The 15542-nt window shown below is 59.1% G+C and carries 16 protein-coding genes and 1 tRNA gene; 6 read left to right on the top strand and 11 right to left on the bottom strand.

The features are described from left to right. The first annotated feature begins 359 nt into the window (after positions 1–359). The 5 genes from G485_RS0112495 to G485_RS0112475 all read left to right on the top strand — a co-directional run bounded on the left by G485_RS0112495 (position 360) and on the right by G485_RS0112475 (position 3530). Entirely contained in the window at positions 360–707 is a 348-nt protein-coding gene (locus G485_RS0112495; protein WP_027092844.1) for a hypothetical protein, read from the top strand. A gap of 18 nt (positions 708–725) precedes the next feature. Further along, positions 726–905 (top strand): hypothetical protein, encoded by a 180-nt coding sequence (locus G485_RS0112490; RefSeq protein ID WP_027092843.1) that lies wholly within the window; start codon positions 726–728, stop codon positions 903–905. Positions 906–922: 17 nt separating this feature from the next. Further along, positions 923–1084: a small acid-soluble spore protein P gene (locus G485_RS26260; protein WP_035155980.1), complete on the top strand. Its 162-nt coding sequence runs from the start codon at positions 923–925 to the stop codon at positions 1082–1084. Between the two features lie 260 nt (positions 1085–1344). Beyond that, positions 1345–2250: a YitT family protein gene (locus G485_RS0112480; RefSeq protein WP_051318231.1), complete on the top strand. Its 906-nt coding sequence runs from the start codon at positions 1345–1347 to the stop codon at positions 2248–2250. 131 nt (positions 2251–2381) lie between these two features. Beyond that, positions 2382–3530, top strand: a complete 1149-nt coding sequence (locus tag G485_RS0112475; RefSeq protein WP_027092841.1) for a hypothetical protein — start codon at positions 2382–2384, stop codon at positions 3528–3530. Between the two features lie 76 nt (positions 3531–3606). Here the strand turns inward: G485_RS0112475 and G485_RS0112470 are convergent, their stop codons facing one another. Further along, positions 3607–4449, bottom strand: coding sequence for an aldo/keto reductase (locus tag G485_RS0112470; protein WP_027092840.1), 843 nt, complete (start codon positions 4447–4449; stop codon positions 3607–3609). A 56-nt stretch (positions 4450–4505) separates the two neighbouring features. After that, positions 4506–5726 carry an MFS transporter gene (locus G485_RS26255; protein WP_051318230.1) on the bottom strand — a complete coding sequence of 407 codons (1221 nt, stop codon included), beginning with the start codon at positions 5724–5726 and terminating at the stop codon, positions 4506–4508. Positions 5727–5865: 139 nt separating this feature from the next. Between G485_RS26255 and G485_RS0112460 the strand changes: the two genes are divergently transcribed. After that, the gene (locus tag G485_RS0112460) at positions 5866–6264 is read left to right on the top strand and encodes a winged helix-turn-helix transcriptional regulator (RefSeq protein ID WP_027092839.1); all 399 of its coding nucleotides are present in this window, start codon (positions 5866–5868) and stop codon (positions 6262–6264) included. A gap of 121 nt (positions 6265–6385) precedes the next feature. Here the strand turns inward: G485_RS0112460 and G485_RS0112455 are convergent. The 9 genes from G485_RS0112455 to G485_RS0112415 form a co-directional block, all read right to left on the bottom strand. Beyond that, positions 6386–6462 (bottom strand) — tRNA-Pro (locus tag G485_RS0112455). Further along, a complete protein-coding gene (locus G485_RS29070; RefSeq protein ID WP_027092838.1) occupies positions 6440–7030 on the bottom strand; it encodes a metallophosphoesterase family protein in 591 nt (196 codons plus the stop codon). The genes G485_RS0112455 and G485_RS29070 overlap by 23 nt, the downstream gene beginning before the upstream one ends. 171 nt (positions 7031–7201) lie before the next feature. After that, entirely contained in the window at positions 7202–8173 is a 972-nt protein-coding gene (locus tag G485_RS0112445; RefSeq protein WP_027092837.1) for an ABC transporter ATP-binding protein, read from the bottom strand. Beyond that, positions 8160–9182, bottom strand: coding sequence for an ABC transporter ATP-binding protein (locus G485_RS26250; RefSeq protein ID WP_035155976.1), 1023 nt, complete (start codon positions 9180–9182; stop codon positions 8160–8162). Before G485_RS26250 ends, G485_RS0112445 begins: the two co-directional genes overlap by 14 nt. A gap of 20 nt (positions 9183–9202) precedes the next feature. Continuing rightward, complete coding sequence (locus tag G485_RS0112435; protein ID WP_027092836.1) at positions 9203–10012, bottom strand: ABC transporter permease; 810 nt, start codon at positions 10010–10012, stop codon at positions 9203–9205. Positions 10013–10025: 13 nt separating this feature from the next. Then, positions 10026–10967: an ABC transporter permease gene (locus G485_RS0112430; RefSeq protein ID WP_027092835.1), complete on the bottom strand. Its 942-nt coding sequence runs from the start codon at positions 10965–10967 to the stop codon at positions 10026–10028. A gap of 33 nt (positions 10968–11000) precedes the next feature. Then, positions 11001–12629 carry an ABC transporter substrate-binding protein gene (locus G485_RS0112425; protein ID WP_027092834.1) on the bottom strand — a complete coding sequence of 543 codons (1629 nt, stop codon included), beginning with the start codon at positions 12627–12629 and terminating at the stop codon, positions 11001–11003. After that, positions 12626–13342: an HAD family hydrolase gene (locus G485_RS26245; protein ID WP_035155971.1), complete on the bottom strand. Its 717-nt coding sequence runs from the start codon at positions 13340–13342 to the stop codon at positions 12626–12628. Before G485_RS26245 ends, G485_RS0112425 begins: the two co-directional genes overlap by 4 nt. 24 nt (positions 13343–13366) lie before the next feature. Beyond that, positions 13367–15139: a CocE/NonD family hydrolase gene (locus tag G485_RS0112415; protein ID WP_084423282.1), complete on the bottom strand. Its 1773-nt coding sequence runs from the start codon at positions 15137–15139 to the stop codon at positions 13367–13369. Positions 15140–15542: the final 403 nt, after the last annotated feature.

Here is a 15542-nt window from a genome sequence, read left to right as displayed (position 1 = left end):
CCGGGTATAAGTTTTTCTCCCACACCCGGCCATTTTACACGTATGAACTCAGTTGAACGAACTTAAAAGGACGCCGCCAGGCGTTTTTCTTATTGAAATGCGATATCGGCCGCATTCGCCATCCTCGCAAACGCCGCAAACCAGCCGGTCTCCTGCATAGACCGGATCGTTCTCGGGGAACATGCCGACTTGCACATCGATTACGAGTAAAGCCGTGTCTGAACTCAGGGCACAAACTCCTTCCGGATTGGAGGATATGGGATCTTAGCCCCTCTGTCATACATCGAACAAACGTTCCGGTAAAGGGGTGCATGAACGAATGCGTCCCGGGCCAACCTAACGGAGCGGAGGTGTCGATGATGGCGAGGTATGACGAACTGACCGTTCCCCAGCGGGATCTGGCGGAAGCTTGGCGCCGGACGCTGCCGGAACGGCTGCGCGATGGAGATCGGGCTGAAGTCACCGAAGACGAGAAAAACCCCGATACGCTGCTCGTCCGCATTCAATCCGCGGGACGGCAGGACTTGGAATTTGACTTCTCGGTCAAATATGTGGACAGCCGGGAGATCGACATTCAGCTGTCGGACGTGGAGAGGGACGGCCAATCGGTGGACGAGCGCACGGATGTTATGCAGGAGCTGATCGCGGATTACCGGCGGCATCTCCACGAATGCGCGCAGGCGCTGCATCATTTTACTCACGCATGAAGAGAGAGGGGGCCGAGCATGTCCAACGCCAACGGGATGCCCGATAAAAATTTGAGCAACGTAGTGGAGAATCTGGAGCGCGCTCCGGTCAACAGCCATCATGCTCAGCAGATTCAACAGCAAACGAACGATCGCCGTCACCAGGATGCGCTCAATCACGACGATCCGACGGACTTGGCGAATCCGAAGACGACCTGAGAAGGAGACGCTAACCCATGAGCAAACCAAGAGCGCAATCGGTGGCCTCCCCGGAGGGCGGTTCGGAGCACGCCCACGACCGGCGCGACGGCAACGGCCGGCAGCCGAACGAGCCGCTGTCCGGGTCCAAAAAGGTCAAGAACCGCAATCACAGCCGGCACAACAACGGCGAAGGCTAACATCGCAAATCGAAATATCGAATTCCAACCAGTCGGAACGCGCAAATGCGCATCCGGCTGTTTTTTCTATCTGCAAAATACCGATAACGCCGAAGGCAACGGCGACGTTGCCTTCCGCCGCTGCTAACCGATATGGCATGGTGATAAAGGAAGCTTAGCGTTAACAAGTCTAACTTCATTATGACAATGAAAGCGCTTCATTTTACTCGCAGGCAAATCACTGTTATAATAAAAGCATATAAAAATATTAGGAGGTGCCTATGACCAGTCCAGCTACCGTTCAATCCGCCGTCAAAGCCAAGCCTATTCAGCACAATAAGCTAACCCCTTTAGGGATCGCTCAACGGGTCGTTTTAATTATTTTCGGAGCCGTTCTGGCCGGGGTCGCCCTGGAAATCTTCCTGATTCCCAACAACATTATTGACGGCGGCATCACCGGCTTATCGATCATGGGAGCGCATTTGACCCATATCCCGCTCGGTATTTTCCTCTTCGTTCTTAACCTTCCGTTTCTTATTGCAGGCTACAAATCCATCGGCAAAACGTTCGCGCTATCCACGCTGCTCGGCGTCGTCACGTTGTCCGTCACCACTACCTTGCTCCATCATGTCGACCCGTTTACCGACGAAACCTTGCTGGCCACCGTCTTCGGCGGCATTCTGCTCGGCATCGGCGTCGGTATCGTCATCCGTTCGGGCGGAACGACGGACGGAACCGAAGTCGTGGCGATTATGGTCAGCAAGAAAACGCCGTTTTCCGTCGGCCAGATGGTCATGTTCATCAACGTCTTCATTCTCGGCAGCGCGGGGCTCGTCTTCGGCTGGGACAACGCGATGTTTTCCCTGATTGCTTATTTTATCGCGTTTAAGGTGATGGATCTCACAATCGAGGGCTTCGACGAATCGAAATCGATCTGGGTCATTAGCGAAAATTACCGCGAGATCGGCGAAGCGATCGTCAGCCGTCTCGGCCGGGGCGTCACCTACCTGAACGGGGAAGGCGGATATTCCGGGGATTCCAAGCAGGTCATTTTTACGGTCGTAACCCGTATGGAAGAAGCCAAGTTGAAATCGATCGTCACCGAGCTCGACCCGGCGGCCTTCCTGGCCGTAGGCAATATTCACGACGTGCGCGGCGGGCGCTTCAAAAAGAAAGACATTCATTGACAACTCACCCGCCATTTGTTTGCATTTTAATGATTTTTTAAGGAAAAAAACTTCCCCGGTGCAGGGGTTTAAGATACAATAAACCTGCATTTCGTTTTCTGAAACGTCATGATTTGGGGGGAGTTATTGATTTGTTCAAGGGGAAAAGTGTAGTCGCCGTTCTGTCTTTGTTCCTTTCACTTGCGTTGATCCTCGCGGGTTGCAGCGAATCGAAGTCGCCGAAGGATTCGCTTCAGGCCGCTCTGGAGAAGTCCGCGGACATGAAGTCCTACGGATTGAGCGGAAGCCTGAAGATTCAGGATCTGAAGCTGCCCGAGGAAGTCTTGCAGGAGGAAGGAGCGGCCGGCGCGATCGGCATGCTTCAGAATGCCGAGTTGAGCTGGACCGGTGCCTACAGGGCCGATCCGATGTTGATCGAGCTCAAATTGAAAATTAGCGTATCCGGCGACCTGGCGATGTCGTTCCAGGTGCCGATGATCATGAACCAGGAGAAAATGTGGATTCAGGTGCCGAACATTCCGATGCTGGGATTGCCGGAAGACGTCACGGGCAAGTTCGTGGAGTTCGACCTGAAGAAGCTGGCCGAGGAGCAAGGCACGGAATGGCCGTCTACGATCGACATCGGCAGCTCGGTGAAGCTGACCAACGACGTCTACGGCATCGCCTTCAAGCATCTCGACGAGAAGACGTATTTGTCCGAGCCGAAGGCCAAGGACGCGGGTATTCCGGAGGATAAGAAACTGAAGCGCGTCGTTCAATTGCACGTGACCAGGGATCAAGTGGAGCCGTTCGTGAACACGCTCATTAAGGACATCGCGCCGGAAGTGATCGATCTGCTGGCGAACAACGAAGAGTACCGCAACCTGCTCCAAGTGAAGCCGGAGGATCTGGACGAGGCGAAGAAGCAGCTCTCCGAGACCAAGGATCAAGAAATCAAGGACGCGCTTGCCGAATTCAACAAGACGGTCAAGTCGATGGACGCCGTCGTCAACTTCGGCATCGACGACCAAGGCTACGCGAGCTACAGCGACATCACGCTGAAGGGCGAGATCGAAGACAACGGACAGTCCGGCAGCGGCACGATCAAAGTCGTATCCGAGCTGACCGACATCAACGGCGACGTGAAGTTCGAATTCGGCGAGCCGAAGGCCGAACAGATCATCCCGGAAGATCAGCTGAACGATCTGCTCGGCGGCATGTTCGCCGGAGCCGACGGCCTTGGAGACGAGTCGCTGGAGGGCTTCGACGAGGGAGCCGGCACGACGGATCAAGGTCTGTAATGAAGAGAGAAAACAGAGGCGCCATCTCCTGCCGCATGGGCAGGAATGGCGCCTTGCCGTTTTTGCGAAGCGAATATTAGAAATCGAAGTTGTCGGGATCCGGTCCTACTCGCCGGTCTTCATTCAGCGCGTCGATCCTCTCCATCTCTTGATCCGACAGCTCGAAATCGAAGAGGGACCCGTTCTCCGCGATCCGGTGTTCCTTCGTGGACTTCGGAATCGTCACGACTCCGTGCTGCAGATCCCAGCGCAGAATCACCTGGGCGACGCTCTTCCCGTGACGGGAGGCGATCTCTTGGACAACCGGATCATGAATCAGTTCCCCCTGCATGAGGGGCGACCACGCCTCCAGCTGAATTCCCTGCTCCTTCGTGTAGTGGAGAAGCTTCTTCTGCGTGAGCTTCGGATGGAATTCGACCTGATTGACCATGGGCTTCCATTCGGCTCCGGCCATCAAATCTTCCAGATGGTGAACCTGGAAGTTGCTGACTCCGATCGCCCGGACGCGGCTCTCCTTGTACAGCTTCTCCAGCGCTCTCCAGGCTTCTTTATATTTGCCGGCCACCGGCCAGTGGATCAGGTACAGGTCCAGATAGTCGAGGCCCAGCTTGGCGAGGCTCGCCTCGTATGCGGCCAGCGTCGACTCGTACCCCAGATCGGCGTTCCATACCTTCGACGTGACGAAGAGATCTTCCCGGGAGAGGCCGTTCTCGGCCAACGCTTCCCGGATGGCTTCTCCGACGCCGCTCTCGTTGCCGTAAATCGCAGCCGTATCGATGCTGCGGTAGCCGAACCGGATTGCAGCCTTCACGGCCTCCTTCAATTCCTCGCCTTCTTCCACCTTGAATACGCCCAGTCCGACCCAAGGCATCTCTACTCCGTTGTAAAGCGTCGTTTTACTTTGCAGATGTTGAATCATCGTCAATCTCCTTCTTGTTTAAAAGATCAATACCGATGTTCGCGGGGCGGATTCGATTAGCCTGCCCGATGAATGGCCGCTCCGGCTTCGCACTCCCGCGCGTCCTTGCCCTCCAGCACCCGGCTCCAGCCCGTCAAAGCTAGGGCTAACAGAACCATCGCCGCGCCGACCGGCGCCGTGTAGATCAGCCCGAACCGGTCGGATACGATCCCTCCCAGGTAGGCGCCAAAGGCGATCCCGGCGTTGAACGCGGCGATATTGACGGCGGAAGCGACGTCCACCGCCTTCGGCGCGAACCGCTCGGCCAGCTTCACCACGTAAAGCTGCAGTCCGGGGACGTTCATGAAGGCGAGCAAGCCCATCGCGAAGATCGTCGCCAACCCTGCCGCCTTGAAGGGGGCGGTAAACGCAAGGACGATCAGCACGGCGGCTTGAACCGCGAACATATACAGCAGAGCGGTAAGCGGCCTGCGGTTCGCCGCCTTGCCTCCGACGACGTTGCCGATCGCGATGGCGATCCCGTACAGCAGCAGAATAAGCGCCACCGTCGACTCCTTAAACCCGCTTATATCGTGCAGCAAAGGGGATAAATAAGTGAAGACGACGAACGTTCCCCCGTACCCGAGCGCGGTGATGGCGAAGGCCAGCAGCAGCCGGCCGTTCGTCACCAGCTTGACCTGGTCGCGAACCGGTGTCCGGACGCCGCCCCGCAGGCTCGAAGGGACGAGAATCGCGTTGGCGATGAAGGCGAGCACGCCGATGGCGGCAATCGCGGCGAAGGCTGCCTGCCAGCCGAGCTGCTGCCCGATGTAGGTGCCCAGAGGCACTCCCGTGACAGTGGCGACCGTCAGTCCGGAAAACATCGTCGCAATCGCGTCGGCCCGGCGGTCCGCCGGGACGAGATCGGCCGCGATGGTCGAGCCGATGGACATGAAGACGCCGTGCGCCAAGGCTGAGAGGACGCGAGCCGCAAGCAGCACGGCGATGCTCCCGGACAAGGCGGCGAGCGTATTGCCCGCGATGAAGACGATCATAATGCCGAGCAGCAGCGTCTTCCGGGGAACTCCCGTAGTCAGAGACGTCAGCACGGGCGCCCCGAACGTTACGCCCAGCGCGTAGAGCGTGACGGTTAGTCCGGCCACCGTCACCGATATGTGGAAGTCCTTGGCGATGAGAGGAAGCAGCCCCACGCTGATGAACTCGGTCGTTCCGATCGCGAATGCGCTAATGGCGAGCGCAAGCAACGCCAGAGAGCTTCTTTTCCAATTCAACGACATCTTGTTCACTCCTATCTATCTTTTAGCGGCCGCGAATGTTATTATGAATCCAGTGAGTCGAAAAGAATAGTACGTACTTCAAAGTACTATAGGTACTAAAAAGTACCTATTCCCTTATTCCATACAGGAGGCGATAACCGTGGCTCCGAAAAAATACAACATCGCGGTCGAAGCGACGCTCGAAGTGATCGGAGGCAAGTGGAAGTGCGTCATTCTCTGCCATCTGACGCACGGCAAGAAACGAACAAGCGATCTGAAGAGGCTGATGCCGGCCATTACGCAGAAGATGTTGACGCAGCAGCTCCGGGAGCTGGAGGAAGACGGGATTATCGAGCGGATCGTGTACAATCAGGTGCCGCCGAAGGTCGAATATCAGCTCAGCGAATACGGCTGGAGTCTGAAGTCGATCCTGGATTCGCTGTGCGCTTGGGGAGAAAGGCATATCATCAAGGAATACGGAGACAAGTTCGCGGTGCTGGAGGACAACGTTCTGAACAAGAAAGACACGCAAGATCTGCAGCCCGCTGCCCGCGATTGACCGCTCTAACGTAAACCGCCTGGAAGAGGATGACCTCTCCAGGCGGTTGTCTTGCTGTTTGCGCTGCTGCTCTGAAAAACAAAAAAGCCCTGAAATTCAGGGCTTCCGTAATTGTTAGAAATGGTCGAGACGACAGGATTTGAACCTGCGACCTCTTGCTCCCGAAGCAAGCGCTCTACCAAGCTGAGCCACGTCTCGAAATGCATTGCGTAACAGCGAACGAGATATAGTATAGCATAGACATCAGCAAAAGAAAAGACATTTGCCCAATTTTTTTGTGGGAATACAATCCATCGCAGCGTCGGGGCGGCTTCACGTCCGCTCCCAGGCATGAACCAAGCGGCGTCTGAGGGGCGGCGGCCGCACAACCTGAATGCGCAATCCGTGCCCGCCGGGGCGCTTTCGGCTTCCGCCGTCCGCGACGCTTGACCTGTAGCCAGCCGTCAGACGGTGCGCAGCCGAGGAGCCTTCCCGATAATGAACGTGGCCGGAGACGGCGAACCGCACCGAGCTTTTCGAACTCGCGGATCAAATCCCCGTAGCTCCTGCTTCCGAGAAAAGCATTGAAATAATCCCACACGGGATGGGGCGTCGCAACGGTGAAATGCGGATGGGGAACCACGTGCGTCGCAAGGACGATCTTGCGGTCCTTGAACCGTTCGAGCTGGGCTCGCAGCTTCAGGCGGAAAAAACGGCTCATTTCGATCGGAGAACGGTCCCAGCGGGCGTACAGCTTATCTTTCCAAACCCGCTGGCCGCGTTCCATCTTCAGGAACTCGTCCTCGCCGTACCGGGAATCGCCGAAGGAGAAGTCGTACCAGCCGGCATCCCCGATGACGATCCACTCTTCGTTGATCCGGTATGGTTCCGCCGCCAGGTTCCGTTCAAAGGCCTGCAGGTTCTCATAGATCGACCACGCGTTCAGCTCCGTTCGGGTTCAGGCATAGAGGTGGCACCGGACCGAGCGATTCCCCGAACCGGCGGGAAGCAGATCCGGCTCGGCGCGGCGGCACCGGTCGTGGGCCAAAGGGCAGCGGGTGTGGAAGGAGCAGCCCGCAGGCACGTCGGACGCGCTCGGAATGTCTCCTTTCAGAAGAATACGCTCCCGCTTCTCCCGGCGATGTTCGGTTGGGATGGCCGAGACGAGCGCTTGCGTATACGGATGAAGCGGCTTGGCGTAGATATCGTCGACGCCCGCCACTTCGACGACTTTGCCGAGGTACATGACGGCGATCCGGTCGCTCATATAGTGTACGACGTTCAGATCGTGCGAGATGAACAAATACGTCAAGCCGAAGTCCGACTGCAACTCCTTGAGCAGATTTAAAATTTGCGACTGCACCGATACGTCAAGAGCGGACACGGGTTCGTCGAGGATGAGAAATTCCGGCTTCAGCATCAAAGCCCGCGCGATACCGATGCGTTGCCGCTGCCCGCCGCTCAGTTCGTGCACGTAGCGCTTCCCGTAGGAGGCTTCCAGGCCGATCCTCTCCAGCATCTCGTCCACGCGGCGCTTCCGCTCCCGCTTGTCGCCGATCCGGTGGATTCGCAGCGGCTCCTCCAGCAATTCGGCAACCGCGTGCCTCGGGTTCAGGGAGGCGTAAGGATCCTGGAACACATATTGGATTTTCCGGCGCATCGCCTTGGCCGACTTCCCGCGAAACTGCGCCAGATCGGCTCCCCGATACCGAATGATGCCACCCGTCGGATCGAGGAGACGGGCGGCGAGCTGCCCGGTGGTCGATTTGCCGCAGCCGCTCTCCCCGACCAGTCCCAGCGTCTCGCCCTCATGAATCGACAACGTCAGGCCGTCCACCGCCCGCAGCGATGCTTTTTTCCTCCCGAATCCGGAGACCGGATAAATTTTCTGCAAATTGTCGAATTGCACCAGGGGCTCAACCGACGGCATTCGAGAGCCCTCCTTCCTCGGCAGCCAGCCAGCAGCGGGCGGAATGGACGCCCCGAACCGTCACGACGGGCGGCGCTTGCAGCAGGCATCGCTCGTCGGCATGGGGGCAGCGCGAATGGAAGCGGCACCCCGTGCCCCGCTCGTTCAGCGCCGGCACCGTTCCCGGGATGGCGAACAGCTTCTCGTGCTTCTTGGCGGGCGTCGGAATCGCGTTTAACAGTGCGATCGTGTACGGATGCTTCGGCGAATCGAACAGATCCGCGACGGTGCCCTCTTCCACGATCTGGCCCGCATACATGACGGCGATGCGATCGCACATGTCCGCGATGACGCCCAAGTCGTGCGAGACAAGCAGAATGGCCGTGCCTTCCTCCTCCCGGATCTTCCGGAGCAGATCGAGAATTTGCGCCTGGATGGTCACGTCCAGCGCGGTCGTCGGTTCGTCGGCGATCAGCAGCTTGGGACCGCACGAGAGGGCGATCGCGATCATGACGCGCTGCAGCATGCCGCCCGACAGCCGATGGGGGTAATCCCGCAGGAGCGCCTCCGGGCGGGGGAGCCCGACTTTGCGGAACAGGGCCGCCGCATGTTCCCGCGCTTCCCGGCGAGTCAGCCCGAGGTGGAGCCGCGCCATCTCCGTCGCCTGATCCCCGATCGTCAGCGCGGGATTCAAGGCGGACATCGGATCCTGGAAAATCATCGCGATCTCCTTCCCCCGGATTCGCCGGAACGACTCCTCGTCCGCATGGGGAAGCGTCTCGGACGCATAGCGGATCTCGCCCTCCCGGATTCGCATCGCGGGCGGCAACAAGCCGAGAAGCGAGAGCGACAGCACGCTTTTGCCGCAGCCCGACTCCCCAACGATGCCGACCGTCTCCCCCGGCCGGACTTCGAGCCGAACGCCTTCCAGCACCGGCAGCCTTCGGCGCGGGGCGGTCAACTCGACATGCAAATCGCGTATTTCCAAGAGCGGAAGGCGAGCGTCCGTCTCTTCATTCGATGCCTGCATTCCGATCCCTTCCTTCCTTGTTAAGCGCGGCGGTCCCGCAAATCGCGGATGCCGTCTCCGAGCAGATTGAAGCCGAGCACGGTCGCCGTAATGAACAGGCCTGGAGCGAGCGCGAACCAGGGCGCTTTGTTCATATAGCTTTGCGACTCGTTCAGCATGCGGCCCCAGCTCGGATCGGGGGGCTGCACGCCGAGACCGAGATAGCTGAGCGCCGCCTCCGCCAGAATGGCGGTGGAGAAGCAGAGCGACGCCGTCACGATGACGGAAGACAGCACGTGCGGCACGATATGGCGGAAGATGACGGTGCCGTGTCCCGCGCCCAGTCCTCGCGCCGCTTTGACGAAGTCGGCCTCCTTGTACTGCAGGAAGCCGCCGCGAATGACGCGCGCGAAGCCGGGGATGAAGATCACCCCGATCGCGATGACGGTCTGCGGCAAGCTGGCCTTGAAAATCGTTACGAAGATGAGCGCCAGCAGAATGCCGGGAAACGCCATGAGCGCATCCACAGCCCGCATGAGCAGCTCGTCGGTCCATTTCCCCAGGTAGCCTGCGGCGGAGCCGACGGCGAATCCGCCGGCAGCTCCGATGCAGACGGAGAAGAAGCCGACGGCGAAGGCGGTCTGCGTCCCTTCCATGATCCGGCTCAGGATGTCCCGGCCGAAATTGTCCGTGCCGAACCAGTGGGCGCGGCCCGGCGCTTGCAGGCGGTGCGCGATATTCATCTCGTTGGCCCCGTACGGAACGTAGAAGAGGCTGACCGCCATCAGCAGCAGCAACGCGGACACGATTCCGATGCCGAGCCACAGGGTGACGTTTTTCCTCGAATTCATGGCCTTATCGCCTCTACCTTAAACGGATTTTCGGATTCAACCAGGCATAGGACAGGTCGACGATAAAATTGACGGCGACGACGATGGAAGCGATCAGCAGCACGAGCCCCTGCACGAGCGGGTAGTCGCGATTGCCGATTGCGGTAATGAGCAGCCGCCCCAGCCCGGGCAGCGTGAACACTTGCTCGATGACGAGGCTTCCCGCGAGAATCTCGCCGAAGTTGATCCCGACGACCGTAACGACCGGGATGAGCGCATTCTTGAGCGCGTGCTTGTAATAGACGGCGGACGGCTTCAGCCCTTTGCTCCGGGCGGTCCGGACATAGTCCAGGTGAAGCTGCTCCAACATCGTCGTTCGCAAGTAACGGACGACGATCGCGATCTGCGGAATGGCCAGCGCGACGGCGGGAAGCACCAGCGAACGGAGCGACAGCCAGGGATTCTCGGCGAAAGGGACGTAATGGCTGACCGAGAACCATCGAAGGAGCACGCCGAAGACGAGCACAAGAACGATTCCCGACCAGAAGGAGGGAATCGCGAGTCCGATTTGGGTCAGGCCGGACACGAGCAGGTCCAGCGCCTTGCCCCGTCGCCGGGCGGCCGCGATGCCGAGCGGAACGGCCGTCAGGACGGTGATTGCCAGCGCAAGCAGCGCCAGCGAGAAGGTCACGGGGAGCCGCCCGGCGATCAAGTCGAGCACAGGCTCGGAGTAGCGGAGCGACTCCCCGAAGTCGAACGTGACCGCGCCTTCGAGCCAATGGACGAACTGCACCCCGAGCGGCAGGTCGGTGCCCAGCTTCGCCTCCAGCGCTTGAATTTGCTCCGGCGTCGCCTCTGTGCCCAGAATGGCGAGCGCCGGATTGCCGGGAATAATCCGGAAGGCGAAGAACGTAATCAGAATGACGAAGAACACGGTCAGCAGCAGAGTCGCCAAGCGGCGGGTCACATAAGCCAGGTTCATGCTAGGTCTCCTCTGAAGCGCGCCCGGTTATTTTTTGTCCCAGTAGACGGTCGACAGGTCCTGTACATAGATCGGATACCTCTTGTAACCGGCGAGGTCCTTCTTGAAAGCGACGGAATCGTAGATATCCTGAATGAAGACGGCGGCGGCATCCTTCGCGAGAATCGTCTGGGCTTTCTTGTACAGCTCCGTGCGCTTGTTCTCGTCGACCTCGGTCAAGGCGCTTTTCAGCGTTTGGTCATATTCCGGATTTTTATAATTGAAGAAATCGTTCGGAGCGTCCGACAAGTACTTGTTGAGAATGTCGTAGGGATTCAGCTTGCCGTCGAAGGCGATGACCGTCGATTGATAATCCCGGCCTTTATAGATGCGATCCAGCCATACCGCCCATTCCACCGATTCGATCTTCGCCTTGATGCCCACCTTCTCGAGCTGCTGGGCGATGACCTGGGCGGTGTTGACATGGAACGGATAAACGGAGGGGACGGAGATCGTAATCTCCAAGCCGTCCTTGTAGCCGGCTTCCGCCAGCAGGCTCTTGGCTTTCTCGACGTCCGTCTTGTACAGGTCCTCCAGACCTTCCTGGTAGTACTGCTTCAGCACCGGACTCAGATGCGACCCGACCTTCACGCCTTGGCCGAGCGCGACGCCCTGGATGATTTCGTCCTTGTCGATCGCGTAGTTGACGGCCTGACGGACCCGGATATCGTCGAACGGCTTCTTCGCGTTGTTCAGCACCAGCTCCTGAACGAGATTTTGCGGGCCGCTCAATTTGCCGAATTCGTCTCCGAGCTCTTCCAGCTTCTCGGCTCCGATCCGCGGATACAGATCCACTTCGCCGGACTTGAAGGCGAGGTAAGCCGCCTCGGCATCCGTAATGATTCGGAACTCGACTTCATCCAGGTAAGGAACGCCCTTCACGTAGTAATCCGGATTTTTCTCCAGGACGATTCGCTGTCCAGGCACGTATTCCTTGAATTTGAACGGACCGGTGCCGATCGGCTGCTTGTTGCTGTCCTTGTAGTCCTTCGGAATGACGGCCGACGTGAGCGCGGTCAGGAACGACGTGTTGTTCTCCTTCAGCTTGATCACGACGGTCTTGTCGTCGGGCGCCGTTATGGAATCGACGCTGGCGAACGAAGCGAGCAGCGGGGTGCCGGTAACCTTGCCGGCGAGGCGATCGTACGAGTACTTCACGTCCGCCGAGGTGACCGGGCTGCCGTTGTGGAACTTGACGCCGTCCCTCAGCTTGAACGTATACGTCAGGCCGTCGGGCGAAATTTCGTACGATTCGGCGATGGCGGGGTAGAGCTCGCCTTTGTCGTTCGGCTTCAGAAGCCCTTCGAACAGGTTGAACAACACCTCGGACGTTCCGGCAGCGACGGCCAGATGGGGATCGAGATAGTCCACGTCCTGCGGAATGGCGACGACGACCTTGCCTCCCGCTTTCGCGTCGGACACGGGTGAAGCTTCGGCGGACGGAGAGGCGGATTCGCCGGAAGCGGAGGCGGAAGGCGACGGGGAAGCGGACGGGCTTGCCGCGCTGCCGTTGCCTGCGTTGTTGTTGCCGCAGGCCGACAGGAAGACGGCAACGATCAGCACGGCCGTCAGCAGGACGGGCAACCGGCGGAACGCGAATTTGGACGGATTTTTCATTTTTTGGACTCCTCCCAGGATGGAATGGCTAATAAGGCAGGCAATTCTCGAATGGAAAGGATCGTAGGCTCATGGACGATCTCTTCGATGCCGAGCGATCCGAACCGGTTGATCAAGACGGCATCCATGCCGACTTGTGCGCTGCCGACGACGTCGTCGTAGTAGTTGTCGCCGACGTAGCAGCACTCTTCCGGCGAGACGCCGGCCTTCCGCAGCGAATGCCGGAAAATCTGCTCCGTCGGTTTCTCGAAGCCGACTTCCGAAGAGATCACGATGTGGTCGAAGCAGTCTGTCAGTCTCACTTCGTCCAGAACCTGACGGGCTGTCGCATCCCAATTGCTGATGAGACCGACGCCGAGTCCGCTCTCTCTGAGCGACTGAAGGACGTCTCTGGCGAACGGATACGGCATCCACGCCGATCGGATGCTGCGCTGAATTTCCGACAGGCGGCGGTTCTGGGCATAAAGATCGAAGTCGACACCGAGCTTGTAATTGAGCACGCCGAGATACCAGAGGAAGAATCGCTCGTCGCTTTTGCCCAGCACGCCCGGATATTCCCGCATGAAGAGCTTATCCGTCAGATGGTAGGCGATTTCGATCTCTTCGGCCGTTCGCTCGACTCCGTTCTCCTGCAGAAATTGCCGGAACGCTTGCTCCCTGGGGCGGTAAACCAGCGTGTAGCCCAGGTCGAACCAGATAAAGGACTTTCGCATAGCTCCTCCGTCGGTGCGGTTGGTTTATGTAGCTTGAACGACAGGCAGAACGATATGGGACGGATAACGGGCATCGTGATGAATCGTTTGCGTCGCCGTAGCGAAATCCGCTTCGGTCGCCTCGCCCGGAGGCACGATCCGGTTCGGATGGCGATCGTACGTCGGGAACAGCGAGCTCGTCACGTCGACCCGGATGGCGTGTCCCGGCTTGAAGACGATCGCGGTGCTGCCGAGCGGGATTTCGTAGCGAACCACCTCTCCCGGCGTCACCGGCTCCCGGCGTTCGAGGGAATGACGGTAGCTGGCTCTGACGATGCCTTCCGCCACGTTGTACGCCGCGCCTCCGGGATGGACGTCGACGAGCTTCGCGACCCAATCGGTGTCCTCGGCGGTTGTCGACGCATAGAGAACGACCCGAATATCGCCGACGACTTTGACCTCTTGGGCAAGCACTTCCGAGGTGTAGACGAGCACGTCGTTGCGCACTTCGATCGGAAGCTGGTTCCGGGGCCCCATCGGCGTCAGATCCGGCACCGCTCCGGAGCGTCCGCCCAGGGCGGGCACCGGAATGGAGGGATGGTAGACATACACGTCGGGGGACTCGCGTTCCGGCGAACGCACCGACAGCGAGCCGTCTCCGTTGATGGAATTGGCCTTGCTTGCGCTATGGAAGTAGAATCGCGTCTCGACCGCTTCCGGCGGCGGCCACTGCTGCGCTTGCTCCCACCGGTTGTCTCCCATCAGGAAATAGCGCACCGGAGGTTCGTCCCGCCATCGGGCTTCGTCTCCTTTGAGCCACCGGTCGAACCAGCGCAGCTGGATCTCGTCGATCCGGTTCGCCGCTTCCGTCCCGAAGTCGAGGTCGCCCACGTATCTCGACCAGGGCATGTGGTACCAGGGCTCGACGATCAGGTATTGATGGTCGCGGGCCGCAGCCGTTGCGCCCTTCGACCGGACGCCGAGGAAGTTCTCGATCGTTCCGTCGAGGAACAGATCGTACCAGCCGGCCAAATGCAGGACGGGCACTTCAATCCGGTCGTAAAGCTCGCGCAGCGACTGGCCGTGCCAGAAGTCATCCCGGGTCGGGTGATCGAGCGTCTCCGCGTAGAACGGGAGCAGCTCCGGTTTGACTCCCGGTACGCTTTTAAGCGGAAGATGCTTGTACAAGCCGTGGATTCCGGCATAGCTGCGGTTGATCTCGGCAACCCAATCGAGTCTGCCTTGCCGCAAGGCGGCGTCTTGACCGACGAACAACGCCCAGGAGAGCGTCGACGCCAGCGCGAAAGCTCCGTTCCGGTAAGCGGGGCCTTGGTAGGCGTCGGCTCCGATCATGCCGGGGGAGAGGCAGGCCAGATGAGGCGGACGCTCCAGCGCCGCCAACCACTGAACGGCTGCTACGTAGGAGAAGCCATACATGCCGACCCGGGGCAATGCATAGGGCAAGGCCGCGGCCCACTCGACCGTGTCATAGCCGTCTGTGCCCTCCGTCGCGTACGGCCGGAATTCGCCTTCGGAAGCCCATCGGCCCCGCGTGTCCTGGACGACGACCACATAGCCGCGGGCCGCGTACCAGGTCGGATGCGCATAGTTCATGGTCTGTGCGTCTTCTTTGTTGTACGGGGTTCGCATTAGCAGAACCGGATGTCTGGCGGTTCCTGCCGGCCGGTAAATATCGGCTTTCAGAACGGTGCCGTCGCGCATCGGGACCGGTACGTCCCGCTCCACGATCAGATTCGCCGGATCGGTTCCGGAGGCGGCGTCGGCTTCGGGCGGGGGAGTAGATGCGGGGGTGTTCATCGAATCATCTCCGTCGTCAGATTGCGTTGCGGGCAACAAAAAAGGAGATGACACTAAGCGTCGCTCAGCGCATCTCCGGTCGTCCGGTCAATACTTTATAATCCTATAGAATTAATATGAATTAAGTTTTGTTTGATTCTAACACAGTTCTGGGATGGCCGTCAATAACGCAGGTGCAGGTTTAAGGTTTAAGATAAAGGCGATCGGCGTCACAACGGGTAAGACATCACGATGAATCCGGCGAACGGGATACTTCCAAGCCGAAGATCTATTGGTAAGGAATGACTGGCTCGTCGCGATTGGCGTGAATCCCGATCGGGTTCACTCCGGGTGCGGAGGCGACAGGTGCAAGCTGGCGGATGGTGCTGTTCGGGGATGACGGTGGATTTAGGCACCTGAACCT

The sequence above is a fragment of the Cohnella thermotolerans DSM 17683 genome (genome assembly GCF_000429825.1).
GTDB classification, from domain to species: Bacteria; Bacillota; Bacilli; order Paenibacillales; family Paenibacillaceae; genus Cohnella; species Cohnella thermotolerans.
Note: the sequence above shows the minus strand (reverse complement) of the source record. Positions and strands in the feature narration are given on the sequence as shown.

Excerpts from the sequence above, each read along its gene's own strand:
- G485_RS26245 (WP_035155971.1), bottom strand. The coding sequence starts at position 13,342 with ATGCGAAAGTCCTTTATCTGGTTCGACCTGGGCTACACGCTGGTTTAC.
- G485_RS0112445 (WP_027092837.1), bottom strand. The coding sequence starts at position 8,173 with ATGCCGTCGGTTGAGCCCCTGGTGCAATTCGACAATTTGCAGAAAATT.
- G485_RS0112495 (WP_027092844.1), top strand. The coding sequence starts at position 360 with ATGGCGAGGTATGACGAACTGACCGTTCCCCAGCGGGATCTGGCGGAA.
- G485_RS0112415 (WP_084423282.1), bottom strand. The coding sequence starts at position 15,139 with ATGAACACCCCCGCATCTACTCCCCCGCCCGAAGCCGACGCCGCCTCC.
- G485_RS26255 (WP_051318230.1), bottom strand. The coding sequence starts at position 5,726 with ATGTCGTTGAATTGGAAAAGAAGCTCTCTGGCGTTGCTTGCGCTCGCC.
- G485_RS0112425 (WP_027092834.1), bottom strand. The coding sequence starts at position 12,629 with ATGAAAAATCCGTCCAAATTCGCGTTCCGCCGGTTGCCCGTCCTGCTG.
- G485_RS26250 (WP_035155976.1), bottom strand. The coding sequence starts at position 9,182 with ATGCAGGCATCGAATGAAGAGACGGACGCTCGCCTTCCGCTCTTGGAA.
- G485_RS0112435 (WP_027092836.1), bottom strand. The coding sequence starts at position 10,012 with ATGAATTCGAGGAAAAACGTCACCCTGTGGCTCGGCATCGGAATCGTG.
- G485_RS26260 (WP_035155980.1), top strand. The coding sequence starts at position 923 with ATGAGCAAACCAAGAGCGCAATCGGTGGCCTCCCCGGAGGGCGGTTCG.
- G485_RS0112490 (WP_027092843.1), top strand. The coding sequence starts at position 726 with ATGTCCAACGCCAACGGGATGCCCGATAAAAATTTGAGCAACGTAGTG.
- G485_RS29070 (WP_027092838.1), bottom strand. The coding sequence starts at position 7,030 with ATGGAACGCGGCCAGCGGGTTTGGAAAGATAAGCTGTACGCCCGCTGG.
- G485_RS0112480 (WP_051318231.1), top strand. The coding sequence starts at position 1,345 with ATGACCAGTCCAGCTACCGTTCAATCCGCCGTCAAAGCCAAGCCTATT.
- G485_RS0112470 (WP_027092840.1), bottom strand. The coding sequence starts at position 4,449 with ATGATTCAACATCTGCAAAGTAAAACGACGCTTTACAACGGAGTAGAG.